27 protein-coding genes are annotated in these 24,966 nt (G+C 69.9%); 13 read left to right on the plus strand and 14 right to left on the minus strand.

Annotation, left to right across the window (positions count from 1 at the left end; translation table 11 throughout):
- Positions 1 to 54 precede the first annotated feature (54 nt).
- Positions 55 to 867, plus strand: a complete 813-nt coding sequence (gene proC / locus AC0IZJ_RS19335) for a pyrroline-5-carboxylate reductase (RefSeq protein ID WP_471852939.1) — start codon at positions 55 to 57, stop codon at positions 865 to 867.
- Between the two features lie 2 nt (positions 868 to 869).
- Positions 870 to 1,424, plus strand: coding sequence for a chorismate--pyruvate lyase family protein (locus tag AC0IZJ_RS19340; protein ID WP_471852940.1), 555 nt, complete (start codon positions 870 to 872; stop codon positions 1,422 to 1,424).
- Positions 1,425 to 1,433: 9 nt separating this feature from the next.
- Here AC0IZJ_RS19340 and AC0IZJ_RS19345 read toward each other — a convergent pair whose 3' ends face one another.
- Positions 1,434 to 2,495, minus strand: a complete 1,062-nt coding sequence (locus AC0IZJ_RS19345; protein ID WP_471852942.1) for a phosphotriesterase family protein — start codon at positions 2,493 to 2,495, stop codon at positions 1,434 to 1,436.
- Between the two features lie 95 nt (positions 2,496 to 2,590).
- Between AC0IZJ_RS19345 and AC0IZJ_RS19350 the strand changes: the two genes are divergently transcribed.
- From AC0IZJ_RS19350 to AC0IZJ_RS19365, 4 genes are all read left to right on the plus strand, one after another.
- Complete coding sequence (locus AC0IZJ_RS19350) at positions 2,591 to 3,517, plus strand: AraC family transcriptional regulator (RefSeq protein ID WP_471852944.1); 927 nt, start codon at positions 2,591 to 2,593, stop codon at positions 3,515 to 3,517.
- A 220-nt stretch (positions 3,518 to 3,737) separates the two neighbouring features.
- Positions 3,738 to 4,286, plus strand: coding sequence for a hypothetical protein (locus AC0IZJ_RS19355; protein WP_457417941.1), 549 nt, complete (start codon positions 3,738 to 3,740; stop codon positions 4,284 to 4,286).
- Between the two features lie 104 nt (positions 4,287 to 4,390).
- Positions 4,391 to 5,542 carry an HPP family protein gene (locus AC0IZJ_RS19360; protein ID WP_471852945.1) on the plus strand — a complete coding sequence of 384 codons (1,152 nt, stop codon included), beginning with the start codon at positions 4,391 to 4,393 and terminating at the stop codon, positions 5,540 to 5,542.
- Positions 5,532 to 6,560 (plus strand): Gfo/Idh/MocA family protein, encoded by a 1,029-nt coding sequence (locus AC0IZJ_RS19365; RefSeq protein WP_471852947.1) that lies wholly within the window; start codon positions 5,532 to 5,534, stop codon positions 6,558 to 6,560. The genes AC0IZJ_RS19360 and AC0IZJ_RS19365 overlap by 11 nt, the downstream gene beginning before the upstream one ends.
- A 61-nt stretch (positions 6,561 to 6,621) precedes the next feature.
- On the opposite strand, the gene AC0IZJ_RS19370 is transcribed toward AC0IZJ_RS19365, so the two are convergent.
- From AC0IZJ_RS19370 to ubiA, 3 genes are all read right to left on the minus strand, one after another.
- Positions 6,622 to 8,262 (minus strand): S41 family peptidase, encoded by a 1,641-nt coding sequence (locus AC0IZJ_RS19370; protein ID WP_471852948.1) that lies wholly within the window; start codon positions 8,260 to 8,262, stop codon positions 6,622 to 6,624.
- Between the two features lie 41 nt (positions 8,263 to 8,303).
- Positions 8,304 to 9,923: a S41 family peptidase gene (locus AC0IZJ_RS19375; protein WP_471852949.1), complete on the minus strand. Its 1,620-nt coding sequence runs from the start codon at positions 9,921 to 9,923 to the stop codon at positions 8,304 to 8,306.
- Between the two features lie 101 nt (positions 9,924 to 10,024).
- Positions 10,025 to 10,930: a 4-hydroxybenzoate octaprenyltransferase gene (gene ubiA / locus AC0IZJ_RS19380; RefSeq protein WP_471852950.1), complete on the minus strand. Its 906-nt coding sequence runs from the start codon at positions 10,928 to 10,930 to the stop codon at positions 10,025 to 10,027.
- 41 nt (positions 10,931 to 10,971) lie between these two features.
- On the opposite strand from ubiA, the gene AC0IZJ_RS19385 reads away from it, so the two are divergent.
- Both AC0IZJ_RS19385 and AC0IZJ_RS19390 read left to right on the plus strand, forming a co-directional pair.
- Positions 10,972 to 11,448: a hypothetical protein gene (locus tag AC0IZJ_RS19385; RefSeq protein WP_471852951.1), complete on the plus strand. Its 477-nt coding sequence runs from the start codon at positions 10,972 to 10,974 to the stop codon at positions 11,446 to 11,448.
- Between the two features lie 92 nt (positions 11,449 to 11,540).
- The gene (locus AC0IZJ_RS19390; RefSeq protein WP_471852952.1) at positions 11,541 to 12,245 is read left to right on the plus strand and encodes a glutathione binding-like protein; all 705 of its coding nucleotides are present in this window, start codon (positions 11,541 to 11,543) and stop codon (positions 12,243 to 12,245) included.
- A 6-nt stretch (positions 12,246 to 12,251) separates the two neighbouring features.
- Here the strand turns inward: AC0IZJ_RS19390 and AC0IZJ_RS19395 are convergent, their stop codons facing one another.
- Positions 12,252 to 13,598: an aminotransferase class I/II-fold pyridoxal phosphate-dependent enzyme gene (locus AC0IZJ_RS19395; protein WP_471852953.1), complete on the minus strand. Its 1,347-nt coding sequence runs from the start codon at positions 13,596 to 13,598 to the stop codon at positions 12,252 to 12,254.
- Between the two features lie 246 nt (positions 13,599 to 13,844).
- On the opposite strand from AC0IZJ_RS19395, the gene AC0IZJ_RS19400 reads away from it, so the two are divergent.
- A complete protein-coding gene (locus AC0IZJ_RS19400; protein WP_471852954.1) occupies positions 13,845 to 15,191 on the plus strand; it encodes a GGDEF domain-containing protein in 1,347 nt (448 codons plus the stop codon).
- On the opposite strand, the gene AC0IZJ_RS19405 is transcribed toward AC0IZJ_RS19400, so the two are convergent.
- The 5 genes from AC0IZJ_RS19405 to AC0IZJ_RS19425 form a co-directional block, all read right to left on the minus strand.
- Entirely contained in the window at positions 15,192 to 16,097 is a 906-nt protein-coding gene (locus tag AC0IZJ_RS19405) for a DUF2145 domain-containing protein (RefSeq protein WP_471852955.1), read from the minus strand.
- The gene (locus tag AC0IZJ_RS19410) at positions 16,094 to 16,537 is read right to left on the minus strand and encodes a hypothetical protein (RefSeq protein WP_471852956.1); all 444 of its coding nucleotides are present in this window, start codon (positions 16,535 to 16,537) and stop codon (positions 16,094 to 16,096) included. The genes AC0IZJ_RS19405 and AC0IZJ_RS19410 overlap by 4 nt, the downstream gene beginning before the upstream one ends.
- Positions 16,538 to 16,596: 59 nt before the next feature.
- The gene (gene cueR / locus AC0IZJ_RS19415; RefSeq protein WP_471852958.1) at positions 16,597 to 17,004 is read right to left on the minus strand and encodes a Cu(I)-responsive transcriptional regulator; all 408 of its coding nucleotides are present in this window, start codon (positions 17,002 to 17,004) and stop codon (positions 16,597 to 16,599) included.
- Entirely contained in the window at positions 17,001 to 19,196 is a 2,196-nt protein-coding gene (locus AC0IZJ_RS19420; protein ID WP_471852959.1) for a heavy metal translocating P-type ATPase, read from the minus strand. The genes cueR and AC0IZJ_RS19420 overlap by 4 nt, the downstream gene beginning before the upstream one ends.
- 75 nt (positions 19,197 to 19,271) lie before the next feature.
- Positions 19,272 to 20,144: a LysR family transcriptional regulator gene (locus AC0IZJ_RS19425; protein ID WP_471852961.1), complete on the minus strand. Its 873-nt coding sequence runs from the start codon at positions 20,142 to 20,144 to the stop codon at positions 19,272 to 19,274.
- Between the two features lie 90 nt (positions 20,145 to 20,234).
- On the opposite strand from AC0IZJ_RS19425, the gene AC0IZJ_RS19430 reads away from it, so the two are divergent.
- Genes AC0IZJ_RS19430 through AC0IZJ_RS19440 form a run of 3 tightly spaced genes read left to right on the plus strand, consistent with a single transcriptional unit; the run spans position 20,235 to position 22,476 of the window.
- Positions 20,235 to 20,645 carry a DoxX family membrane protein gene (locus AC0IZJ_RS19430; protein WP_471852962.1) on the plus strand — a complete coding sequence of 137 codons (411 nt, stop codon included), beginning with the start codon at positions 20,235 to 20,237 and terminating at the stop codon, positions 20,643 to 20,645.
- Entirely contained in the window at positions 20,642 to 21,316 is a 675-nt protein-coding gene (locus tag AC0IZJ_RS19435) for a glutathione S-transferase family protein (RefSeq protein WP_471852963.1), read from the plus strand. The genes AC0IZJ_RS19430 and AC0IZJ_RS19435 overlap by 4 nt, the downstream gene beginning before the upstream one ends.
- Positions 21,313 to 22,476 (plus strand): serine hydrolase domain-containing protein, encoded by a 1,164-nt coding sequence (locus AC0IZJ_RS19440; RefSeq protein WP_471852964.1) that lies wholly within the window; start codon positions 21,313 to 21,315, stop codon positions 22,474 to 22,476. Before AC0IZJ_RS19435 ends, AC0IZJ_RS19440 begins: the two co-directional genes overlap by 4 nt.
- 23 nt (positions 22,477 to 22,499) lie before the next feature.
- Here AC0IZJ_RS19440 and AC0IZJ_RS19445 read toward each other — a convergent pair whose 3' ends face one another.
- The 4 genes from AC0IZJ_RS19445 to AC0IZJ_RS19460 form a co-directional block, all read right to left on the minus strand.
- Entirely contained in the window at positions 22,500 to 22,868 is a 369-nt protein-coding gene (locus AC0IZJ_RS19445; protein WP_471852966.1) for a hypothetical protein, read from the minus strand.
- A gap of 110 nt (positions 22,869 to 22,978) precedes the next feature.
- Positions 22,979 to 23,365 (minus strand): GFA family protein, encoded by a 387-nt coding sequence (locus AC0IZJ_RS19450; RefSeq protein ID WP_471852968.1) that lies wholly within the window; start codon positions 23,363 to 23,365, stop codon positions 22,979 to 22,981.
- A gap of 5 nt (positions 23,366 to 23,370) precedes the next feature.
- The gene (locus tag AC0IZJ_RS19455; RefSeq protein WP_471852969.1) at positions 23,371 to 23,922 is read right to left on the minus strand and encodes a hypothetical protein; all 552 of its coding nucleotides are present in this window, start codon (positions 23,920 to 23,922) and stop codon (positions 23,371 to 23,373) included.
- Positions 23,923 to 23,961: 39 nt separating this feature from the next.
- Entirely contained in the window at positions 23,962 to 24,519 is a 558-nt protein-coding gene (locus AC0IZJ_RS19460) for a carboxymuconolactone decarboxylase family protein (RefSeq protein WP_471852970.1), read from the minus strand.
- 63 nt (positions 24,520 to 24,582) lie between these two features.
- On the opposite strand from AC0IZJ_RS19460, the gene AC0IZJ_RS19465 reads away from it, so the two are divergent.
- Positions 24,583 to 24,951, plus strand: a complete 369-nt coding sequence (locus AC0IZJ_RS19465; protein ID WP_471852971.1) for a winged helix-turn-helix transcriptional regulator — start codon at positions 24,583 to 24,585, stop codon at positions 24,949 to 24,951.
- The last annotated feature ends 15 nt before the right edge of the window (positions 24,952 to 24,966 follow it).

Here is a 24,966-nt window from a genome sequence, read left to right on the forward strand (position 1 = left end):
GGCGGCAGTGTCGCCGAGTGCCGCCGCCCGGGAGCGGCTCTAGACTCGCGCCCCATGAGTTCAGAAGTGATTGCCTTCATCGGCGGCGGCAACATGGCCAGCGCCGTCATCGGCGGGCTGTTGCGCGCCGGCATGAGCGCCGCGCAGATCCTGGTCGTCGAACCCCACGCTCCGCAGCGCGACAAGCTCGCGGCCGACTTCGGCCTGCAGCCGCTGGCAGCGGGTGACGCCAGCCTGGCGTCCGCCGCCACTGTCGTCTGGGCCGTCAAGCCCCAGCTCTTCGCCGAGGCTGCCGCGCCTCTGAAGGCCTGGGTGAGTGGCGCGCTGCAGCTGTCGGTCATGGCCGGCATCCGCACCGATTCGCTGGTGGCCGCTTCGGGCAGCGAGCGCGTCGTGCGGTCCATGCCCAACACGCCCGCCCTGATCGGCCAGGGCATCGCCGGCCTGTACGCGCGCCCGGCCGTGTCCGCCGATGAGCGCGCCGCCGTCGACCGACTGCTCGCCCCGACCGGTCAGACACTGTGGGTGGACCGCGAGGATGACCTCGATGCCGTGACCGCGCTGTCGGGCTCGGGCCCGGCCTATTTCTTTTTCTTCGTCGAGGCCATGATGGCCGCCGCCGTCGACATGGGCCTGACCGCCGAGCAGGGCCAGCGCCTGGCCCTGGCCACCTGCGCCGGTGCCGCTGCGCTTGGCTTGGCGTCCGACGAGTCGCCGACGACGCTGCGCGAGCGCGTGACGAGCAAGGGCGGCACAACCTACGCGGCCGTCACGTCCCTGCAGGCCGACGCCGTCGACGCCGCCATCCGCCGTGCGGTGCTGGCGGCGCAACGGCGCGCGGCAGAACTGGGCAAAGAGTTCGGCTGAACATGGGCATCGCCACCCGCGACAGCCTGCGCGACTGGCTGCGGGCGCCGGGCTCGCTGAGCCGCCGCCTGGCCCGGCTCGGCGAGCGCTTCAGCGTGCAGCTGCTGCGCCAGCGCGTGGCGCCGTTCCGCGCGCCGGAGCGCGCCGCGCTGGGCCTGCCGCCGCGCGGGCTGACGGTGGTGCGCGAGGTCATCCTGCGCGTGGACGGCGAGCCCCTGGTCTGGGCCCGCTCGGCCGTGCACCAGCGCGCCACCATCGGGCCCTGGCGGGCGCTCAAGGGCCTGGGCACCCGGCCGCTGGCGCATCTGCTTTACGACGATGACCGCATTCACCGCAGCGAGCTGCAGCCGCGCCGCCTTTCGCGCAACGGTCACACGCGCCGCCATGCCGCGCGCCAGTGGCAGGCCGCCACGGGCCAGGCCATGCCGGCGCAGATGCTGTGGTCGCGCAACTCGGTGTTCAGCCGCTGCGGCGCGCAGCTGCGGGTGATGGAGCTGTTCGTGCCGGGGCTGGCGGGCAAGCACCCCGGCAAGCGCACGGGCAAACGCGGCCGTTGAGCGGGCGCGTCAGGCGGTGCGCACGCGCACGGCAAAGGCCTGCGCCGGGTTGCTCACCAGCAGGGTGTCGATGTCGGCCTGGCCGAAGCCCGCCGCGCGCAAGGCCGGCAGCAGCACGGTGAACAGCGGGTCGTAAGGCGCGATCGTGCCGCCGCGCGGCTGCCCGGCGGTGTACCAGCCGGCGTCCTGCGACACCAGCACGCGGTGCAGCAGGCCTTCGCGGCGCATCGTCTGCAGCAGTTCCACATAACGCGCCAGCCGCTCGACGCGGAAATCGTCGAACGAGATCCAGCCACCCTGCCGCGCGATGGACACGTGGTGCTGCAGGTCGCCTTCATGCTGCGCATGGACCCAGATCCATGCCGACGGGCTCACGCCGGCCTGGCGGATCGCGCCGAGCTGCTGCATGGCCGAGCGGCCGGCTTCCGTGTGCTTCTCGGTCCATGCGCCGATGTGGCAGGCGATGGTGAGGCCGGTGTCCCGGTGCGTCTGCAGCGCGGCCTGCAGCAGCTTCAGCTCCAGGCCTTCGAGCGGGCCTTCATCCACGCCGATCTTGATCAGGCCGGGGCGGATCTCGGTGCCGTCGATGCCGGTGGTCCATTCACGCGTCCAACGCGCGGCGAGCTGCCCGGCCGACTGCTCGGCCAGGTACCGCGGCACGAAACGACGGCCGGCCGCCGCGTAGCCGCCGGTGACGGTGAGCATGTGCAACCCGCTGGCCTGCGACAGCCGCTGGATCAGGCGCGGATGGCGCCCGAGGTTGGTGGCGGTGCACTCCACCAGGCTGCGGCAGCCCTGGCGCGCAACCTGCTGGAGATGGGGCAGCAGCAGCTGCACGGCTTCGTCGAGGTCGACCGTGAGCGGCTGTGCGGCCTGCTCCGCGGCGGGCCGAAGGTCGGCAAACAGGTGTTCATGGGTGAGGGTCACGCCCAGGTCGCTGGCGTTGATCCAGCCGTTCACGGTCATGACCCGCAGGCCGTCGGCCGCCGACGAGCCGCGGGTTGGCGCGCACCCCGCCGACGCGATACCGCACGAGGCCAACAGGGTCTGCAAGGCTTGTCTTCTGTCCATCAAGCGGGCTCCATCAGGTGATGGATTCGATTCTGTGGAGCGAGCCCGATCGGTTGAATACCCTAGAGTCCGGCTTCCTGTCGCGATCGTCCGGAGTGCCCTTGGACCCTCTCTCGCAAGTGCTTTCGTTGCTGAGCACGCGGCACTCCTTCTTTGCCGGGGTGCGGGCGGGCGGTGCATGGGCGGTCCGCTTCCCGCCGCCCGCGGGCCTCAAGTTCCACGCGGTGCTGCAGGGCTCATGCTGGCTGTCCATCGACGGCGTGCAGGGCTGGCGCGAAGTGCAGGCCGGAGACAGCTATCTCATCACCCGGCCGCATGCCTACACGCTGGCCAGCCACCCCGACGTGACCCCGCTCGACGGGCCAGCCGTGTTCGCGACGGCGGCCAACGGCGTGCTGACGCTGGGCGCGGGCGAAGAGTTCTTCCTGGTCGGCGGGCGCTTCGATTTCAGCGACGACGTGGGCCTGCTGCTGGCCGGCCTGCCACCACTGGCTTTGCTGGAGCGCAGCACCCCGCAGGCCGAGGTGCTGCAGTGGTCACTGCAATTGCTGGGTCAGGAGTTGTCGCAACCCGGCGCCGGAACGGCCCTGGTGATCCAGAACCTGGCCCACATGATGCTGGTGCAGTTCCTCAGGCTCTATCTCGCCGCCGAGGCGCCGATGTCGCCGGGCTGGCTGAGCGCACAGGCGGATGCCACGGTCCGGCCGGCCGTGCAGGCCATCCATGCCCATCCGCAGCGGCGCTGGACCGTCGAGTCGCTGGCTGGTTTCGCCTCGGTGTCGCGTTCCACCTTTGCCCAACGTTTCAAGCAGGCCATGGGCATAGGGCCGCTGGAGTACGTGCTGCGCTGGCGCATGCTGCTCGCCGCCCGCGAACTGCGCCAGGCGGATGCCACCATCTCCTCCATCGCCGAACGCCTGGGCTACGACTCCGACAGCGCCTTCAGCAGTGCTTTCAAACGTGTCATGTCCTGCTCGCCCAGGCGTTATCGCGAACAGCAGGCGATGCGGCACGGCGCGTGATCGTTGTGGGCATCGCGGGCCGACTGTCTCTAGATAGACACCCGCCCCCCGGGTTGAGGGTTTAGCTGTCCGCCAGCTGACTTTGTGGCGATGGAAATGTTTTCATGGAGTCATAAATTAGCGGCGCCTCGGACAAGGCTCATAAACTCTGCCGTAGCAGAGGGGCGTTAGACGACCGGCCGCAGACATGCAGGCGGGCAGAACTTGTGGGGCTAAAAACATGAAGACCCGTGACGTGGCGATCTTTACCGGCGAGCGTTTTCTGGTGCCGCAGTGCATTCAACGCATCGACCATCTTTCCACCCATGGCTGGCAGCTGCGCTACGGCGGCACCAAGCTCTATTCCGACCATAGCCAGGACGGCAGCGGCGCACGGCGCGCACTGGCCCTGGCCACGAAGGAGTTGCTCAAACGCATCGCGACGATGCCGGCGCCTTCGCGCCTGCGTCGCACGCCCAGCCGCAAGAAACAGAGCGACCTGCCGTCGGGCATCTCCGGCCCCATCGTTCGCCAGCGAGCGGGGAGTCGTGTCCGTGATTGCAGCTTCGCGGTAACCCTGCCCCGCTTCGGCGAAACGCCGCTCGCGCGCAGCGTCTACATCGGCACCGAGAACACCTACACCATCGAGCGCTACCAGGAGGCGCTGGAACGCGCCGTCGCGCTGCGCGAGAAAGCCGAGACCGCCTACCAGCGCGCCGCGACCAAGGAGCGCCGCGCCCAGGCCCTGGTGCTGAAGGTGGAGATGAGCGCGCTGCTCGGCAAGGCCTGAGAGCCTGCTGATCGGCTGTCGACCAGCCGTAACCCCGCGTACCGCTGCGGGTCGCACAATCGGCGCCCGTCCCGGGTCCAACACCCGGGGCGACGCTGCCGAACATGCTTCCTGCTGCCACCTTTTCCGCTCGGGCGCTGAGCCTGCTGAACGCGCTGCGGCCCGCGCCGCAGGCCGTCAATGCGCAGGAGCGCCTGCGCGTCGTGCTCGGCGCATGCCTCGGCCTGCTGTGCGCCGGTCTGTTGAGCCGGGCGGCGATGCCGGCCGGCCTGCCCTGGCTGGTGGCACCCATCGGTGCCAGCGCGGTGCTCGTCTTCGGCGTGCCGGCCAGCCCGCTGGCCCAGCCCTGGGCCGTTGTCGGCGGCAACACGGTGTCGGCGCTTGTCGGCATCGCCTGCATGAACTGGTTGCCACTGCCGGCGCTGCCGACGGCGGCCATTGCCGTGGCACTGTCCATCGCCCTGATGTTCCTGCTGCGCTGCCTGCACCCGCCGGGCGGCGCGGCCGGCCTGCTGATGGTGCTGACCGCCACGCATGACTGGCAATTCGCCTTCGTGCCCGTGGCGCTGAACTCGCTGCTGCTGGTGCTGGCCGGCATGGCCTACAACACGCTGACCGGCCGCCGCTACCCGCACGCGCAGAACGTGACGGCGCCTGCGGCAGCGCCCGGCGCGCAGGTGGCGCCGCCGCGCTTTGGCGATGCCGAACTGGACGCCGTACTGGCCCGCTACAACCAGGTGCTGGACGTACCGCGGGACGACCTCGCCGGCCTGCTGCACGAAGCCGAGCTGCTGAGCTACCGCAAACGGCTCGGCGGCCTGCGCTGCGCGGACATCATGTCCACACCCGTCATCACCGTCGAGTTCGGCACGCCGCTGGCCGAGGCGTGGTCGCTGCTGCAGCAGCACCGCATCAAGGCGCTGCCGGTGGTGGACCGCGTGCAGCGCATCGTCGGCATCGTCACGCGCGCCGACTTCATGCGCGCGGCTGAAGGCGAGCAGCGCGAGGGCCTGGCCGGCCGGCTGCAGACGCTGCTCAAGCCCTCGCCCAGCACGCACTCGACCAAGCCCGAAGTCGTCGGCCAGATCATGACGCGGCAAGTGCGCGTGGCCAGCGCCGAGCGGGCCATTGCCGAGCTGGTGCCGCTGTTCTCGGCCACCGGCCACCACCACCTTCCCATCGTCGGCGAGCAGGCAAGGCTCGTCGGCATCCTCACGCAATCCGACCTCGTAAAGGCACTCAGCCATGGCCCATGACCATCAAACATTCAACTGGGGCGTGATCGGCCCTGGTGGCATCGCCAACCGCTTTGCCGGTGCCCTCGCCGCCGTGCCGGGCGCGCGCCTGGGCGCCGTATTCGCGCGCGACGCGGCCAAGGGCCAGGCCTATGCCGAGCAGTGGCGCGCGGGCGGCGAGCCGGCGCGCGTGACGACCGACCTGGCCGACCTGCTGGCCGACCCGACCGTGAACGCCGTCTACATCGCCACGCCCCACTCCAACCACGGCGAATACATCCGCGCCGCGCTGCTGGCGGGCAAGGCCGTGCTGTGCGAGAAGCCGCTGGTCACGTCGCTGGAAGAAGGCCAGGAGCTGATCGATCTGGCGCACGAGCGGGGCGTGTTCCTGATGGAGGCGATGTGGACGCGCTTCCTTCCGGCCTACGACGTGGCCGGCCGCATGCTGCGCGAGGGCGCCATCGGCGAGCTGCGCGCCATGGTGTCGAGCTTCTGCTTCACCGGCCCCGCCGACCTGACGCATCGCTGCTGGAACCCGGCGCTGGCCGGCGGCTCGCTGTGGGACATCGGCATCTACAACCTGGCCGTGACGCGCTGGGTGCTGCAGCAGATGAACGACGGCGTCTGCCCCGAGCCGCTGTCCATCGACGTGGCCGCCACGCTCGCGGCCACCGGCGTCGACGCCTCGGTCACGGCCACGTTCCACTTCCCAGGCGGCGTGACATCGCAGTTCCGCTGCGGCTTCGACGCCTCGTCGGTCAATGCCTTCGAGGCCATCGGCACGAAGGCGGGGTTGCGCTTCCCGATGGACTTCTGGGGCTCCGAGGCCGTCGAGCTGGTCACGCGCAAGGAACCGGCCCAGCGCATCGAGGCGCCCTACGTCATCAACGGCTTCGAGGGCGAGATTGCCGAGGCGCAGACCTGCATCCGCGCCGGCCTGCTGGAGAGCCCGCGCATGCCGCACAGCGAGACGCTGGGGCTGCTGGCCTGGACCGACGCCATCCGGGCGAAGTTCCCGGGCGGCGTGAACAAGAAGTGAGCCCTCTTCGGGCCGAGCGCCGGGCCGCTCCCAAGCCGGCCCGCCTTGGGCGAGGGGCTCGTTAACGCGGCAGCCAGATGGCGTTGCTGCGGCCCGGGTGGCGCTTGAGCACCAGGGCGGCGGCGCCTTCGCCGCTGGCTGAACGCTGCGTGCGCACGCTCGACGTGGCGCCCGGCAGCACCGGGCAGCTGCCGCCATCGATGTAGCCCAGGGCCGACGCCAGCATGGCTTCGGCCGGGTCGCCGAGGGCGTGCCCGGTGTCGTCGGCCACGCTGCAGCCCTTGACGAAGCGTGTGCCCGCCGTGCCGCCGGCGCTGGGCTCGAAGCCGTCCGCGAAGTCGCCGAAACCCTGGGCATTGACGCCGGCGAACTCGATCGGGAAGTAGCTGATGCCGCAGTTGTCCTTGGCCGAGAAACCATAGGGCTTGCCGCAGGTCTTGCCGCCGATGAGGACGACGTCCACCCCCACGCCGCGCAGGCCGTTGACGATGGCCTCGCTGGCCGAGCACGTGGTCGCCTGCGCCAGCACGTAGACACGGCTCAGGTTCAGCAGGGGCAGGGGCTCTTCTTTCGTGCACCTGTTGTTGACGAGGACGCAGGACGAGCTGAGGAAGGGCGTCGTCTCGTTCTCGCTGCTGCGTTTGGCGCTGAACTTCAGCGTGTCGAACGCCTGGCCGGCGGTGCGCGCGGTGCCGGCGATCATGGTGGCCAGCTCGCTGGCGATGTAGACGTAGCCGCCGCCGTTGTAGCGCAGGTCCAGCACCAGCTCGCCCACGCCCTGGGCCTTGAAGGACTGCATGGCCGTGATGAGCTGGGCCTCGGACGGCGCGATGTGGTCGTTGAACAGCAGATAGCCCGCCCGCGTGCCGGCCGGCGTCGTGACGACGCGGGCGATGGGCACGGGCGTCTTCGTGACGTCGGCGCTGGTCAGACTGCGCGTGATCGTCGCGCCGCTGGCGCGCATGAAGACGAAGCTGTGCAGTGCGTTCGCCTTGTCCGGGAACAACGCCGCGTTCAGCGCATTCACGCCGGCTTCGTCGGCCGCGTCGGCGCTGGTGCCGTCCGCGCTGATGAGCTGGTCACCGCGCACCAGGCCCGCCAGGTCGGCCGGGCTGCCGGGCTCCACGTAGGCGATGCGGACCAGCCGCGGCGGCGTCGCGTTCGTCAGCTTCCATTCGATGCCGTAGCCGGCCTCGATGGCGTTGTCGAACAGCGCGTTCCATTTGTCGGTCGGGTAGATGAAGCTGAAGCGGTCGCGCTTCTGGCCGCTGTCGGTCAGGGCGGGCGTCTTCAGCGCCTCGAAATAGGCGTCCATCGCGACGTAGGTGTCGCTGCCGCTGTAGCCGGCCCCGCTCGGGTCGACGCGCGGTACTTCTTCGCGCCACAGGTAGGCCTCGTCGAAGTAGGCGCGCAGCCACTTCTTCTCGGTGTCCAGCGTGGACGTGCGCAGGCTGGCGGCGGCCAGCGTGTTGTTGGCCGCGCATTGCTGAGCGAAGCTGGACGAGGGGCCGGCCGGGTCCGGCGAGGCGCTGCCAGTGCTGCCCGAACTGCCGGAACTGCCGGAAGAACCTGACGAGCCGGAAGAACCCGTCGACCCGCCCAGGATGGGTGTGCCGGCCGGGCCGCCTCCGCCGCCACAGCCGCTCAGGGCCAGGCCCAAGGCAACGGCCAGTGTCCAGGTTCCGCGGATTGCATTCGACATCGGTCTACTCCCAGACAAGTCGCGGGCAATGTATGCCGAAACTAACGCGGCAACCACACGCGGTTGCTGCGCGCCGGGTTGCTCTTCTGGTGCAGCGCCACGCCGCCTTCGCCGGTGCTGGCGCTCTGCGCACGAACGCTGGCGCCGAGGCCCGGCAGCACCGGGCAGAGGCCGGTGTCGAGGTGGCCCAGCGCCGTGGCCAGCATCGCCTCCCGGGTGTCGCCCAGCGCGCGCGTCATGTCGTCGGACACGGTGCAGCCGCGCACCATGCGGCCGCTGTCCGTGCCCGACGTGGGCTCGAAGCCGTCGGCGTACTCGCCGAAGCCCTTGGCGTTGACGCCGACGAACTCGATGGGCAGGTAGGTGACGCCGCAGTTGTCCCGGCCGTTGAAGCCATAGGGCTTGCCGCAGGTCTTGCCGCCGATGAGGACGACCTCCACGTTGACGCCGCGCAGGCCGTTGATGACGGCCTCGCTGGCCGAGCAGGTACCCGACTGCGCGAGCACGTAGACGCGCGTCAGGTTCAGCATCGGCAGCGGCGTTGCGCTGGTGCAGCGGCTGCCGACGAGGTTGCAGGCCGTGTCGTAGAACGGCGTCGTCTGGTTCTCGCTGCTGCGCTTGCTGTTGTAGGACAGCCGTTCGAATGCCTTGCCGGCGGTGGCGCCCGTGCCGGCGATCATGGTCGCCAGTTCGCTGGCGATGTAGAGATAGCCGCCGCCGTTGTAGCGCAGGTCCAGCACCAGCTCGCGCACCCCCTGGGCCTGGAAGCCCTGCATCGCCGTGATGAGCTGGGCCTCGGACGGCGCGAGGTGGTCGTTGAACACCAGGTAGCCGGCGCGTGTGCCGGCCGGCGTCGTGACGACGCTGGCCAGCGGCACCGGCGTCTTGGTGACGTTGGCACTGGTCAGGCTGCGCGTGATCGTCGAGCCATCGGTGCGCGTGAAGACGAAGGTGCGTGTCGCGTTGAGGGCGGCCGGGTAGAGCGCGGCGTACAGCCGGTCCACACCCGCGTCGTCAGGCACGTCGGCGCTGGTGCCGTCGGCCACGGAGAGCAGGTCGCCACGCATCAGGCCCGCCAAGGCGGCCGGGCTGCCGGGCTCCACGTAGGCAATGAAGACCTTGCGCGGCGGGGTCTCGTGGGTGATCTTCCATTCGATGCCGTAGCCGGCCTCGACGCCGCTGTCGAACAGCGCATCCCACTCGGCGGTGGGGTAGGTGAAGCTGAACTTGTCGCGGCGTGCGCCGGAGGCGGTCAACTGCGGCGTCTTCAGCGCTTCGAAGTACGTGTCCATCGCGGTGTAGCTGTTGCTGCCGCTGTAGGTGGGCAGGCTCGGGTCCACGCGCGGCACCTCGTCGCGCCACAGGTAGGCCTCGTCGAAGTAGGCCCGCAGCCACTTCTTCTCGCTGTCCAGCGTGGACGTGCGCAGGTTCGCCGCCGCGAGCGTGTTGTTGGCAGCGCACTGCTGCGCGAAGCTGGCCGACGGGCCTGCAACGTCGGCCGTGGCGCTGCCTGAGCTGCCTGAGCTACCTGTACTGCCCGTTGACCCAGTGGATCCGGTCGACCCCGTCGGGCTGCTGCCACCACCTCCCCCGCCGCAGCCACTCAGGGCCAGGCCCAGCACGGTGGCCAGCGTGGCGGCACCGCGGATCGCTTTCAACATCTCGTCACTCCCTGCAATTCGCGAGGCAATGTAAGCGCAAATCCACGCGGCGCCCGGCCGGCGTGGCGCAGCGACTGGGCGTTATTTTTCACCGCCGCTAGTCAGCGCAGCGCGAGATCCACCACCGTGCCCGCAAACACCGCAAAGCCCAGCCAGTGGTTGGCACGAAAGGCCCTGAAGCATTCCGCCCGGCTGCGCCGGCGGATCAAGGTGTAGTGCCACAGCGCCTGCAGGCCCGCCACCACCATGCCGGCCACGAACCATCGCCCGAGGCCCAGGCGCAGCCCAAGGCCCGTCCACATCGCCAGGTAGGTGGCGTAGAAGATCATGATGCCGGCCACGTCCCAACGGCCCAGCGCGATGGCCGAGGAGCGCACGCCGATGCGCAGGTCGTCGTCGCGGTCCACCATCGCGTACTCGGTGTCGTAGGCCAGCACCCAGAACAGGTTGGCCAGCATCAGCGCCCAGGCCGCCAGCGGCACCGAGCGCAGGTTCCACTCGGCCCCGCCCAGGGCCGCGGCAAACGCCATCGGAATGCCGAACGAAAAGGCGATGCCCAGCACCGCCTGCGGCATGGCCAGCACGCGCTTGGCAAACGGGTAGGCGATGGCGACGGCCAGTGCCGCGAAGCTGAGCAGGATGGCCGGCGGGTTGGTCGTCAGCACCAGGCCGAAGGACAGGAGCGCCAGGGCCGCGCCGAGCAGCAAGGCCTCCTTCACCGACACCGCCCCCGTCGTTACCGGCCGCTGCGCGGTGCGCTGCACATGGCGGTCGAAGTCGCGGTCGGCCACGTCGTTGACGCAGCAGCCGGCCGAGCGCATCAGCACCGTGCCGAGCGTGAAGACGGCCAGCAGATGCCAGCCGGGGAAGCCGTCCGCGGCGATCCACAGCGCGGCCAGCGTGGGCCACAGCAGCAGCAGCCAGCCGGCGGGGCGGTCCCAGCGGATCAGCTGCAGATAAAGCGCAAGCCGCGACGGCTGTGCGGGGGCAGGGGCGGCGGTGGACATGCGGAGCATTTTCACGCGGGGGCGCGGTATGGTCCCGCGCCATGCCCATCACCCCCTTCCACTTCGGCCCCGGCGCCGCGCTGCACGCCATCGCGCCGCGCCACGTCAGCTTCCTGGCCTTCTGCGCGGCCAATGTGCTGATCGACGTGGAGTCGCTCTACAACCTCATGCACGGCCGCGACCCGGTGCACGCCTTCTTTCACACCTACGTCGGCGCGACGCTGGCCGCGCTGGCCATCGTGGCGACCTTCTGGCTGCTGCGCAGGGCCGGCGTGAAGCGGCCGTTGCCGGCGCTGACGATGCGCCAGGTGGCCATCGGTGCGGCGCTGGGCGCCTGGACGCATGTGCTGCTGGACAGCTTCATGCACGCCGACATCCAGCCGCTGCAACCGCTGTCGGCGGCGAACGGCTTGCTCGGGCTGGTGTCGCTGTCGGCGCTGCACTGGAGCTGCCTGGCCTGCGGCGCGGCGGCGATCGCGATTGCCTGCGCCCGCCATCTGCTGAACGAGCGGCGCTGATTCAGGCTGCAAAGCCCTGGCCCGTCTACGGCCAATGCAGACCGCCGCCAGCGCCTCTAAAGTCGCGCGGATCCCATCTCCGGCCCCCCGCCATGACCCAGCTCAGCGACTTCCCCATCACCCAGAAATGGCCCGCCGCCCACCCTGACCGTCTGCAGCTCTACTCGCTGCCCACGCCCAACGGCGTCAAGGTGGCCATTGCGCTGGAGGAGCTGGGCCTGGAGTACGAGCCCCACCTCGTCAAGTTCGACACCAACGACCAGCTCAGCCCCGAGTTCCTGTCGCTGAACCCGAACAACAAGATCCCCGCCATCATCGACCCGCGTGGCCCCGGCGGTGTGCCGCTGCCGCTGTTCGAGAGTGGCGCCATCCTGATCTACCTGGCCGACAAGACCGGCCTGCTGCTGCCCCAGGAGCCGGCGCGCCGCTACGAGGCGCTGCAGTGGCTGATGTTCCAGATGGGCGGCATCGGGCCGATGTTTGGCCAGCTCGGCTTTTTCCACAAGTTCGCCGGCAAGGACTATGAAGACAAGCGGCCGCGCGACCGCTACGTGGCCGAGGCGCGCCGCCTGCTCGGCGTGCTGGACGGCCACCTGAAGGGCAAGGCCTGGCTGCTGGGCGACGACTACACCGTGGCCGACATTGCCACCTTCCCGTGGGTCAACAACCTCGTCGGCTTCTACGGCGCGCGGGAGATCGTCGGCTACGACGACTTCCCGGAAGTGGACCGTGTGTTGCAGTCCTTCCTCGCGCGGCCGGCCGTGCAGCGAGGCCTCAAGATCCCTTCTCGAGACTGAGCGGCGTCACTGCAGCACGTCGGTCAGCGCCCGCGCACGCTGCAAAGCGTCCGCGACGATGCGCGCCGCCGTCTGCGTGAGCGCTGGCGTGTGGTCCGCCATGACCTGCATGCGCAGCCTCGCGCTGTTCAGCGACACGGCCGGGTACTCTACCAAGTTGGCCAGCAGCCCGGCCTGGCCCATTTCGCGGCTGGCCACGCGGGCCAGCGCGTCGTTGCCGAGCATGACCGGCACGATCGGCGAGGGATGACCGAGCACGGTGATGCCCTGCTCGGTCAGCGCGCCGCGCAGGCCGACGATGGCGCGCATCAGCCGGTCGCGCCGCTGCTGGCCTTCGCCGGAGCGCACGATGGCCAAACAGGTGCGGATGACGGCCACCTGCACCGGCGACAGCGCGTTGGAGAAAGTGTTGGGCGCCGCGTAAAAGCGCAGGTAGGCCTTGATCGCCGGGTCGTGGCTGGCCACGAAGCCGCCGTTGGACGCAAAGGTCTTGGAGAACGAGCCCATCACCAGGTCCACCTGGCCCAGCATGCCCTGCAGGCCGAGCTGGCCGGTGCCGCCCGGGCCGAGACAGCCCAGGTCATGCGCCACGTCCACCATCAGCAGGGCGCCGTGCTCGCGGGCCAGCGCCTGCAGTCGCCGCAGGTCGGGCGAGTCCGCGTCCATCGAGAAACAGCCCTCGGTGACGACGAGGATGCCGTTGCGCGGGTCGCGCTGGCGCACGCGCCTGAGCACCCGTTCGACGTGGTCCGCGTCCAGGTGCCGGTGCAGGTGGATGTTGGGCGTGGCGGCGCGCGCGCCCTCGTGCAGGCAGTTGTGGGCGAGCTGGTCGATGACGATGTGGTCGGTCTCGCGCACCAGGCCCTTGATGGCGCCGTAGCCCGCTGCCCAGCCGGTCGGGAACAGCAACACCTCGGGCGTGCGCAGCAGCTCGCTCAGTTCGCCCTCCAGCGCCGTGGCCTCCTCGACATTGCCGGCCAGCGCCGTGGACCCGGCGCTGTGCACACCGAAGCGCGCCATCGCCGCCTGCGCCGCCGCGCAGACCAGCGGGTGGTGGGCCAGCGACAGGTACTCCTGCGACGAGAAGTTCAACCCCGCATGGCGCTGGCCGTCCAGCAGCATCAGTTCGGCCGTGGCGCCCGGCCGCCCGCCCAGGCGCTTGGCATAAGGGAACACGCCGTGCGACACCCGCGTCTGCGCCCAGGCATGGAAGGCCTGCGCCTTGGCGGCCAGATCGGTGCCGGGTCTTGTCAGATAGTCAAAGGACGAGCCCTGCAGCTCGGCGCCGTCGTTCGTGGAGGTGGTGGTGACCTCCGGCGTCGCGTCTGCGACCCGGTCCAGCAGTTCGTCCATATGAGCCCCAAAGACAAAGTGATCTTGTGGGGCGGACTGTGCGCAGGGGCGGCGCGTTTGGCATCCGCACTTCTGTCGAGTGGCGGGGAACCATAGGTTGGTTTGGGCAGCGCCTGGCGGGCCGAGCGCGCCTGATCTTCGACCTGCTCGACATGAAACGGCATTCCCGTGAAAAAGGACGGCATGCCGGCCGCAGGCACAGAGGCGGTGGTCTCTAACATCTCGGCCTCTTCCTCACACGCTGCCATGCAAGAGATCCGCTTTCAACCAGTCACTGTTCGATTGACTCGCGCCATCCTGTTCTGGGGGCTGGTCGGAGCGTTGGTGGTGGGCTTGCTGCAAGGCCTGCATACGCGGCGAGAAGCGGAATCTCGTTTGCAGAGCGAGCTGCACCGCTACGTCACTGTGCTTGCGAGAGGCGTGGCGCTGGCTGTGTACGAAGTGAATCCCGAAGCCGTGAAGGAGCAGCTCGAGTTGGCGCTCTTGATACGGGGCGTGGGCTATGCATCCGTGCTGGAGGGCGATGTCACGTTAGTCGGCAGCGGCGACAAGGCGCTGCGTGACGCGCCGGACCCATTGAGCTTTCCCGTCGTCCTTCCGCCGGAACATGCGCCAGCTGAAGGCTCCACCACGGTGACTACGGTGCACGGGTCCTGGATTGGCACGAAGACCGTCCAGAGCAGGGGGCCCAGTTGGGCAGGCCGTCAGCTTGCCGTCTTGAAGGTCGTCGTGGATCACGACGCCATCCGGCGGGACGTGGCCGAGGCCGTCGTGCAAGCAGTATTGCCGTGCCTGCTTTTGACGATCCTGTTGCTGGTCTCATCGCTCATGGTCGTGCGCCGCCAGTTGCAGCGGCCGATGCGCCAGATCACGGAATTTCTGAATCACCTGGACGCCGGCCGTTTGGGTGAGCGTCTTCAGCTGTCGCGACGTGCAGGCCGAACGCGGGACGAGATCGACTTGGTGGCAACCAGCTTTGCCGGCATGCAGCAGCGGCTGGCAGAGCATGTCCAGCAGCTCGACGCCCATGTAGCGCAGCGCACCGAACAGCTGCAGACCGCGCTGGACACGCTGAAGACACTGTCCATCACCGACCCGCTCACCGGGTGCCACAACCGTCTAGCGTTCACGCAGAAGTATCCCGAGGCGCTGACCCACGCCGAGCGCTATGGGCGGCCGCTGTCACTGGTGTTCTGTGACGTGGACCGCTTCAAGGCCATCAACGACAACCACGGCCATCCCGTCGGCGACAAGGTGCTCAGCGCCCTGGGCCGGTGTTTGCGCGATGCGCTGCGTGCCAGTTCCGACTGGGTGGCGCGTTATGGCGGCGAGGAGTTCGTGCTGGTGCTGCCAGAGACGCCCCTGTCACAGGCGCAGGATGTTGCCGAGCGGTTGCGACAGCAGATCGAGCAGACCTTGCGGGTGGAGTTGTCGAACGGGCAGGTCCTGCGTGTGACGGCCAGCCTCGGGGTGGCCGAGTACCGCAGCAGCGAGCGAGGAGAAGACCTGCTGAGCCGCGCCGATGAACAGCTGTACGTCGCCAAGCAGGCCGGCCGCAACCAGGTGCAGCCACCGCTTCTTGTCACCGCCTGATCAATTCAAGGCGGTGACGCGGTCACCGTCCTGCGGCACGCAACCGGCCGCCAGCGGCAAGCCGCCCTCGCGCTGCACCACGCCCTGCGGCCCGTGGCAGAACTCCAGGCGCCTTGCGGTCGGCCAGCGCCTCAGCGCCAGGGCCTCGACGCTTTCGGGCAGGCTGGTCTGCACCGTGCCGGCGTTCAGCTGCTCCGCCGGGTGGTCGTCGAAGTGCAGCCAGGGCACGAAGCGCCCGGCCAGCATCAGCCAGGGCGAGGCATGCACCGGCTCGGGCGCATAGCCCTCACGCTTCAGCCAGGCCTGGGCGTCGGCGCGGGTCGTCATGCCTGTCGTGCCGGCGGCGGACGCAGCGATCAGTTCGGCCACCCACTGGTTGCAGTTCTGGTAGCTCGTGCTGAAGGGGTAGGCGTTGGCGCTGTAGCGTGCGTTCAACAGGCCCAGGGCGATGCGCTTGTCGAGGGCCGTGGCGGCCAGCGGCGCTGCGGCCTCGGGCGGCAGGAGCAGCAGGCTGACGTAGCCGACGTGCGCGTCGTCACTGCCCGTCACGAAGCCGGCCAGGCCCTGGTCGAACAGCCGCGCCTGGCCTTCGGCGCAGGCGTAGTAGAGCTGGCGCACGGCCCAGGGCATGTTCCGGCCGTCTCCCAGGCCGTCGGCCAGCGCGACGGCGGCGTGCGAGTAGCGCAGGCCGAAGCGGGACAGGTCGGTGCCCGAGCGGGCGATCAGCGCCGCCTGGCTGCCCGAGGCCGCCAGCGCCTCGCGGATGACGGCGGCAAAGCGCAGCAGGCGGTCCTGCTGCGTGGCGGTGACGGTGATGGGGCGGTCGCAGCCCTGCGGCAGCGAGGAGCCGGCCTGGGCCGCGCCGGCAGCGGCCAGCAGCAGGGCCGCTGCTGCCAGGCGGGTCAAGGCTTGACGACGCGCGCGGCCAGCTCGCGGTGCCAGGCGTCTTCCAGCACCAGGAAGAAGGCCTGGCCGGTGTCGGCATGCGCGAAGGCCGTGCCATAGGGCTGGGGCGTGGCCTGCACCTCGTCGCCCACGTTGACGGCGCGTGCCGCCAGCGCTTGCTGGGGCAGGGTCAGCTCGACAGTGTCGTTTGCATTGGGGGCGCCGTTGCGGGCCAGCGTGAGCCGCAGCTTGCCGGCCTCGGCCTGCGCCACGTCGGTGACGCGGTAGCGGCCTTCGGCACGGCGCTCGCCGCCGGCACTGCTGCCGGACGAAGCCTTGAAGGAGTCGGACACGCTGCCCGACGAGGCCGAACCGGCCCCCGCAGCGGAGGAGGCGAACGAAGTGGCCTGGGCGGCGGTGGCGGCGGCCAGGGTCAGGGCGGCAAGGAGGACGAGGCGCATCGGGGGGTCTCGCGTTGGAGGGGAGGGGCCAACGATAGCGCGGATGGCCGCCCACCTTGTTAAGTGGCCCCGCGCTCCAGCGTCTCGAGGATGGGGCAGTCCGGCCGGTCGTCGCCGTGGCAGCAATGCACCAGATGCTGCAAGGTCGTCTTCATCGCCTGCAGCTCGGCGAGCTTGGCGTCCAGCTCGGCCAGGTGCTGCTGCGCCAGCGCCTGCACGTCGCGGCTGGGGCGGGTGCGGTCCTGCCACAGGCCCAGCAGCGCGCGGATCTGTTCCAGCGAGAAGCCCAGGTCGCGCGAATGGCGGATGAAGCGCAGCGTGTGGATGTCGGCTTCGCCGTAGGTGCGGTAGCCGGACTCGGTGCGGGTGGCCGGCGCGAACAGGCCGATGGCTTCGTAGTGCCTGATCATCTTGGCCGACACGCCCGCCGCACGCGCGGCCTCGCCGATGTTGAGCCGCGCGCTCATGGCTGCACCTGCGTGGCACCGCCGCGCCAGCGCCTGAGGGCCAGCGCGTTGGCAACCACGCTGACGCTGCTGAAGGCCATGGCCGCGCCGGCGATGACCGGGTTCAACAGCCCCAGCGCGGCGAGCGGGATGCCCACGACGTTGTAAGCAAAGGCCCAGAACAGGCCCTGGCGGATCTTGGCGTAGGTGCGCTGCGACACGTCCAGCGCATCGGCCACCAAGCGCGGGTCGCCGCGCATCAGCGTGACACCGGCCGCCTCGGTCGCCACGTCGGCACCGCCGGCCATCGCAAAGCCCACCGACGCGGCGGCGAGCGCCGGCCCGTCGTTCAGCCCGTCGCCGACGAAGGCGACCACTGCGCCGCCTTCGCGCAGCCGCTGCACGATGGCGGCCTTGTCGCCCGGCAGCACCTCGGCGTGGACCTCGGTGATGCCCAGCGTGCGGGCGACGCCCGCCGCTGCGCCTTGGCTGTCGCCCGTCAGCATGACGGTGCGGATGCCGCGCGCCTGCAGCTGCGCGACGGCCTGCGCGGCGGTGTCCTTCACGGCGTCGCCAAAGGCCAGCAGACCCAGCGGCTGTGCACCGTCCATCAGCCACGACACGGTGTGGCCGTCGGCCTCCATCTGCTGCGCTCTCGCCGCCAACTCGCCGGCATCGACGCCGAGCTCCTGCGCCAGCCGCGCGCTGCCCAGCGACAGCGTGCGCCCGTTCACGACGCCTTGCACGCCGCGCCCCGGCAGCGCGCGGGCTTGGTCGACCGGCAGCGCGGGCAGGTCCTTGGCCGCGGCGAGCACGGCCACCGCCAGTGGGTGGCTGCTGCTGCGCTGCAGCGCGGCAGCCAGTTGCAGCAGCCCGTCGCGCGTGCCTCCCTTCACCGGCACTGCGGCCACCAGCGCGGGCTGGCCGACGGTCAGCGTGCCGGTCTTGTCGAAGGCAACCACCGTGACCGCATGTGCCAGCTCCAGGGCCTCGGCGTCCTTGATGAGGATGCCCTGCCGGGCCGCCACGCCGGTGCCGGCCATCAGCGTGGTTGGCGTCGCCAGGCCCAGTGCACAGGGGCAGGCAATGACGAGCACGGCCACCGCGTTGACTAGCGCCTGCTCCGCACCGGCGCCTTGCAGCAGCCAGCCCGCAAAGGTCAACGCCGCGATGACGAGCACCACCGGCACGAAAACCGCGCTGACCCGGTCGACGACGCGCTGGATGGGCGCCTTCGCGGCCTGCGCCGACTCGACCATGCGGATGATGCGAGCCAGCGTCGTCTCGGCGCCGATGGCCGTCGTGCGCAGCGTCAGCGCGCCCTCGGCGTTGATGGCGCCGCCCGTCACGCGGTCGCCGGGCGACTTGGCGACCGGCAGGCTTTCGCCGGTGATCAGCGATTCGTCCACGTGGCTGCGGCCGCTGACGATCTCGCCGTCCACCGGGATGCGGTCACCGGGGCGCACGGCCACAAGGTCGCCCACGGCGACGGCGGACACGGCCACCTCGATCTCGCTGCCGTCGGCGCGCACCACGCGGGCCGTCGTGGGCCGCAGCGCGTTCAGCGCGCGGATGGCGTCGGTCGTCTGGCGCTTGGCGCGCTGCTCCAGCCACTTGCCCAGCAGCACCAGCGTGATGACGGCGGCCGAGGCCTCGAAGTAGAGATGGGTGTGCCCCGGATGCCGCGCCAGCAGATAGACCGACAGGCCGTAGGCGGCCGACGTGCCCAGCGCCACCAGCAGGTCCATGTTGCCGCTGCCGGCCCGCAGCGCGCTCCAGCCGGCGCGGTAGAAGCGCGCGCCGAGGATGAACTGCACCGGTGTGGCCAGCAGCAGTTGCAGCCAGCCGGGCAGCATCCACACGATGCCGAACACGCCCAGCAGCATGGGCGCCACGAGCGGCAGCGTCAGCACGGCACCCGCCGCGACCGGCCACCAGGCGGGCAGGCCGGCCGGGGCGGGCGCGGCCACCGGCGAGCCTGCCGGCTCGAGCGCGCTGGCGGGGTAGCCGGCCTTGTCCAGCGCGGCCGTCAGCGCGGCGGCGGGCACGTTGGCCAGCGCCTGCACCTGCGCGCGCTCGGTCGCCAGGTTGACCGACGCGGCCGTGACGCCCGGCACCTTCAGCAAGGCCTTCTCGACGCGCCCGACGCAGGACGCGCAGCTCATGCCGCTGACCTGCAGCGTGATGTCGTTCAAGGTGGAAGAGGTGTTCATGGCGAGCCCCGCGAGTTCAATGATGCCGCCATGCTCAAGCTTCCCACGATGGCAAGGTCAAGGGGTTGATGGGGCTCAATCCAGCCGCAGGGCCGCGGCGAGGTGGCTGTAGACGGTGTGCACGCGCTGCAGGTGACGCGTCTCCGGGTGGGTCAGCAGCCACAGGTCGGTCTCGGCCTCGTCCAGCGGCTCGGTCAGGCGGCGCAGATCGGCGCGTGCTTCACCCAGGAACAGCGGCAGCACGCCCACGCCCATGCCCAGCGCCACCAGCTCGGCCACGCTCTGCACGCTGCCGGTGCGAAACGCCGGCTGCAGCGTCGGGAAGTGTTTCTGGCGCCAGCGCACCGAGGGGTGCTCCGGCAGGCCGTCGTCGGGCGCGACCCAGGCGGCCTCGCCGGCCTCGACCTGGTCCCAATGCTGGATGGGACTGTCGGGGGCCGCGTACAGCGCCACGCGGATGGGCCCGACACGCCGGCCGATCAAATGCGGTGGCGGCTTGGCGGTGGCACGCAACGCGATGTCGGCGTCGCGCCGCGTCAGGCTGGCCAGTTCGTTGCCGGTGTGCAGCTCGAACTGCAACCGGGGCTGCGCTTGGTGCAGGGCGGCCAGTGCCGGCGCCAGCAGGCCGTGCAGCAGCGTGTCCGTCGTGGTGATGCGCACGGTGCCGGCGGCCTGGCCGGGCTGGGCCTGGGCGGCCGCGCGGGCGGCCTCCAGCGCGGCCTCCATGTGCTCGGCCTGGGCGGCCAGCGTGCGCGCCAGCTCGCCGGCCTTGTAGCCACGCCGGCCGCGTTCGAACAGCGGCTGGCCCAGGCCCCGCTCCACGCGCTGCAGCATGCGGAACACGGTGGACGCATTGACGCCCAGCCGTTCGCCCGCGGCGGCCAGCGTGCCGGCGCGGTGCAAGGCCAGCACGAGGGCAAGGTCGGCGGGAGCGATTTCGTATTGCATGGCTGCAATCTCGGTTGACGGGTTTGCGTATTTTGCTGCGCGCGCTGCCTACCTACATTGACTGCACCAACCACTCTTTCGATATGTCCCATGTCCCCTTCGACCTCACTTGGCCTGCTGCTGCTGCGCCTGTCTCTCGGCCTGATGTACCTGGCGCATGCCGGGCTCAAGCTGTTCGTCTTCACGCTGCCGGGCACGGCGCAGTTCTTCGCTGCGCAGGGCCTGCCGGGCGCGCTGGCCTATGCCGTGTTCGCGGCCGAGGCGGCCGGCGGCGCCTTGCTGCTGCTCGGCGTCTACCCGCGCCAGGTTGCGCTGGCCCTCACGCCCATCCTGCTCGGTGCCGCCTGGGTGCATCTGCCCAACGGCTGGGTCTTCAATGCGGCAGGCGGCGGCTGGGAGTACCCGGTCTTCCTGGCGGCGACGTCGGTCGTGCTGTGGCTGGCGGGCGATGGCAGCGGCGCACTCAAGCGCAGCGCCCGCTTCACCTGGAGCGATGCATGAGCACGTTGACGCTGGTCAGCCATCGGCTGTGCCCCTATGTGCAGCGCGCGGCCATCGTGCTGAAGGAGAAGAACGTGGCCTTCGAACGCCTGGACGTGGACCTCGCCAACAAGCCCGACTGGTTCCAGCGCCTGTCGCCGCTCGGCAAAACGCCGGTGCTCCAGGTGGGCAGCGAGGCACTGTTCGAGTCCGCCGTCATCTGCGAATACCTCGACGACACGCTGCCGCCCCGCCTGCATCCCGACGACCCGCTGGCCCGGGCACGCGAGCGGGCCTGGATGGAGTTCGGCTCGGCGGTGCTGAGTGGCATCGCCGTGCTCTACAGCGCGGGCGACGACGCGGCGCTGGCGAAGGCCTACGCAGCGCTCAGGGTGCGCCTTGAGCAGCTGGAGGCTCAGCTCGCGGCCCGGGTCGAGCCGGGGCCGTGGTTTGCCGGCCGGCGCTTCGGCCTTGTCGACGCCGTGTTCGGCCCGGTGTTCCGCTACTTCGACGTCATCCCGCCCGAGGGCCTGTTCGACGAATTGCCCCGCGTGCAGGCCTGGCGCGAGCAGCTGGCCGGGCGGCCCTCGGTGCGCGAGGCCGTTGCGGCGGGCTATGCCGAGCGGCTGCGCGGCTTCCTGCTTGCGCGCGGCACTGCGCTGTCGCGGCGGCTGGCCACAATAGCCGCATGAGCACACGCCGCCTCGTCCTTCTTGCCGCCCTCGTCTCGACGCTTGCTGCAGCCGAGCCGGCCTACTTCCCGCCGCGCGGTGACTGGCAACGCGTCGAGGCGGCGGCGGTGGGCGTCGATACCACCCGGCTCGCCGAGGCGGTGGCCTACGCGCAGTCGCACGAGAACCCGGCGCCACGTGATCAGGCGCTCGCGTTGGCCCAGACATTTGGCAAGGCCGAACCCTACTTCGGCGGCCAGATCGGGCCCACGCGCGAGCGTGGCGCGGCCAATGGCATCGTCATCCGGCGCGGCCAGGTGGTGGCCGAGTGGGGCGACACACGGCGCGTCGACATGTCGCACAGCATCACCAAGACCTTCTTGTCGACGGTCGTGGGCCTGGCCTGGCAGCAGGGCCTGATCCGCAGCACCGACGAGCGCGTGGCCGACGCCATGCCGCCCGGCGTCGACCTGTTCACGTCGCCGCATAACGCGCCCATCAGCTGGGAGCATCTGCTGCGCCAGACGAGTGATTGGCAAGGCACTTTGTGGGGCAAGCCGGACTGGGCCGACCGCCCCGAGGGCAAGACGCCGGCCGACTGGCCCAACCGACCGCTGCGTGCGCCCGGCACGCACTACAAGTACAACGACGTGCGCGTCAACGTGCTGGCGCTGGCCGCGCTGCAGGTCTGGCGCCGGCCGCTCCCCGAGGTGCTGCGCGAGCAGGTCATGGACCCCATCGGTGCCTCGACACGCTGGCGTTGGCACGGCTATGACAACAGCTGGTTGGAGCTGGACGGCCAACGCATGCAGTCGGTTTCCGGCGGCGGGCACTGGGGCGGCGGCATGTTCATCGACGCCTGGGACATGGCGCGCTTCGGCTATCTGCATCTGCGCGACGGCCAGTGGAACGGCCGCCAGATCGTCTCGCGCGAGTGGATCGCCAAGGCCCGCGCGCCCGGGCCGGCAAATGCCGAGTACGGCTACTGCAACTGGTTCCTCAACACCGGCCGCAAGGCGCTGCCGGCGGCGCCGGAAAGCAGCGTGACCTTTCGCGGCAATGGCCAGAACATCATCTACATCGACTGGGAGAACGATGTGGTCGCGGTGGTGCGCTGGATAGACAACGGACCGGCATTGAACGAGTTCATTGGCAAGCTGCTGGCGGCGGTGAAGCAGTAGATGGCCGGGCGCCAGCTTGCGGCTCAGCTGTAGGCGGCAACCCCGTTGGTGTAGGTGATCGTGGTGTGCCCGGCTGCCGCACCTGGATGGCCGGTCTTGTAGCCGCCGCTGTCACCGGTCATCGTGACGACGATGGTTCGCGCGACCGGTGTCGCGGAATGGGTCAGGAAGATGCCATGGCAGTTGTGGCTGCCGTCATTCACACAGGGCCAGCCACTCATTTCGAATTCCAGGTTGCCGGTCTTGAGCAAGTCTTCCTTGATGACCTTGGCTTTGCTCTTGCCCGGCGCCTGCATGAAGAAGGCCGCCTCTTCTGCATGGGTGTTCTTGTTGCTCGACTCGTAGGTCTTCTTGACCTTGCCGTTGCGCATCAGGTCCAGTTTGATGGTCATGTCATCTCCCGGGAAACGTTGTGGGGCGTCGCTCATCGCTCACCTCAGCGAGCGCAAGGCATTGAATGGCGCGCCCCCAGCCTTGTCAAGGCGTCGCGCCAACACCGGCCTCAATCCAGAAAGGTCCAGCTGTCGGCCCCATCGAAGCGCCGCACCTGCACCGCCGCGACGAGTTGCGGGTCGAAGTTGTTCAGGTTCACGCCATGCTTGCCGCCGGCCTCCGGTACCAGCGGCTCCCAATGCGTCACGCAGCCGCAATGCTTGCAGCGCACATTGCGCAAGGTCTTGTCACCCCAGACGTACTCGGCGGTGTGCTCGGGATGCCCCTTCACCTCGACCGTGCCGAATTCGTAGTAGGCCCACAGCCCGCCGAGGCGGCGGCAGAGCGAGCAGTTGCACTTCGTCGCCTTCTCCGGGAGGGAGGGCAGGGTCAGGCGCACGGCGCCGCAGTGGCAGGCGCCCTGAAGCAGGTTTGATGAGTGTTGGGAGTTGGTCATGGTGCTCAGAGTTGAGGCGCGTTGCTCGTTGTGCCAGCCTGCTGTTCGCGCAACCGGGCCAGGCCGGCCAGAGCGCCTTCGGTGGAGGCGGTGCGCGGGTCGTTCAGCCGGCGGCGAATGACCAGCGCTTCCTCGAACTTGGCCTGCGCCTGATCGAGATCGCCTTGCTCGACCAGGCTGCGGCCCCAGTGCTGAAGCACGAAGGATTGCAGCCGCAGCCAGCCGCCTGCACGTGAGAGTTCCAGCGCCCTGGCGAAAGCCGGGCCGGCCTGGGCACGCAGACCGTTGTATTGCAGCGCCGTCGCGTAGGCGTTCCAGAACCAGCCGGACACCTCCGAGGTGGAGAACTGCTCGACGCGATCGAGTTGCGCTTGCAGCAGGGCCAGGGCCTCGGCCTCTCGGCGAGCCGTTGTCAGCAGACCGGCCAGGTCGGCCGTGTGATCGACAAGGGCGAGATCGTCGCCGGCTTGCAGTGCCTGCGCCAGCTTGGCTTGGTGCTTGGCAATGCCGGCCGCCAGTGCAGCGAGGTCGGGCGCGGTGAACCGTTGGAATTCCATGGCGCAGAGAAGGTGTCAATGCGCCCGACGATACCGGCTCTAGCGATACCGATCCAGATGCGGCCGGGCCAGCGCGGCCAGCATGGCCACGCCGGTGTAGTGGCCCACCAGCTGCGTGATCTCGATCAACGCCGCCTCGTCGAAGTGGCGGCGCAGCCCGTCCCACGTCGCGTCGTCAACGTCCAGATGCTTGACGAGCCCGTCGACGAGCTGGAAGACGGCCAGCAGCGCAGGCGCCCATAGCGCCGCGTCGGGCGCGGGCTCGCGCAGGTTGGCGATCTGCGCGTCGCTGAGGCCCATGTGGCGCGAGATCGTCTGCTCGTGCAGGTTGAACTCGTAGTCGCAGCGGGCCATCGCGCAGGTGCGCAGGATGACGGCCTCGCGCAGTGAGGGCGCGAGGCGCTTGCGGTCCGCCAGGCCGGTGGGGCCGAGAAAGCCTGTGTCCACCATCTCCTTGAACAGCTCGCCGTGGCGGGCCACGGTCAGGAAGATCTGCGGCGGCGGGAAGCCTGGCGGCAGCAGGCGGGCCATGCGCTCTGCCAGGTCGGCCGGCAGCGGCAGGGTTTGAGGAGCAATGCGGTGTGTGGCTGTGTTCATGCTTCGAAATCAGAAGCGTTGCGGTGAGCGGACTCTAGCCGCAGTTGCTTCTAAAATCAAAGCATGACGACGAAACAACCTGCACGAGTCGCGCGGCTGGTGGCCGCCGCCGCCCCCGTTTCCGGCAAGGATGCGCTGAACGCGGCGCTGGAACTGTTCAACCGCCGCTGGACGCTGCGCATCCTGTGGGAGCTGCGCGGCGAAGGGGCGAGCCTGAACTTTCGCGCACTGCAGACGGCCTGCGGCGACCTGTCGGCCTCGGTGCTGAACCAGCGCCTCGCGGAGCTGCGCGAGGCGCTGCTCATCGATCACGACGCGGGCAGCGGCTATCGGCTCAGCCACCAGGGGCGCGCCCTGTTGGTGGCCATCGAGCCGCTGCTGCAATGGGCGCCGCGCTGGGCGCGCGAGGTACAGAAGCTGAAGGCCGTCTAGCCGTAGGCGCGGTGC

The sequence above is a fragment of the Roseateles sp. AC306 genome (assembly GCF_979253795.1).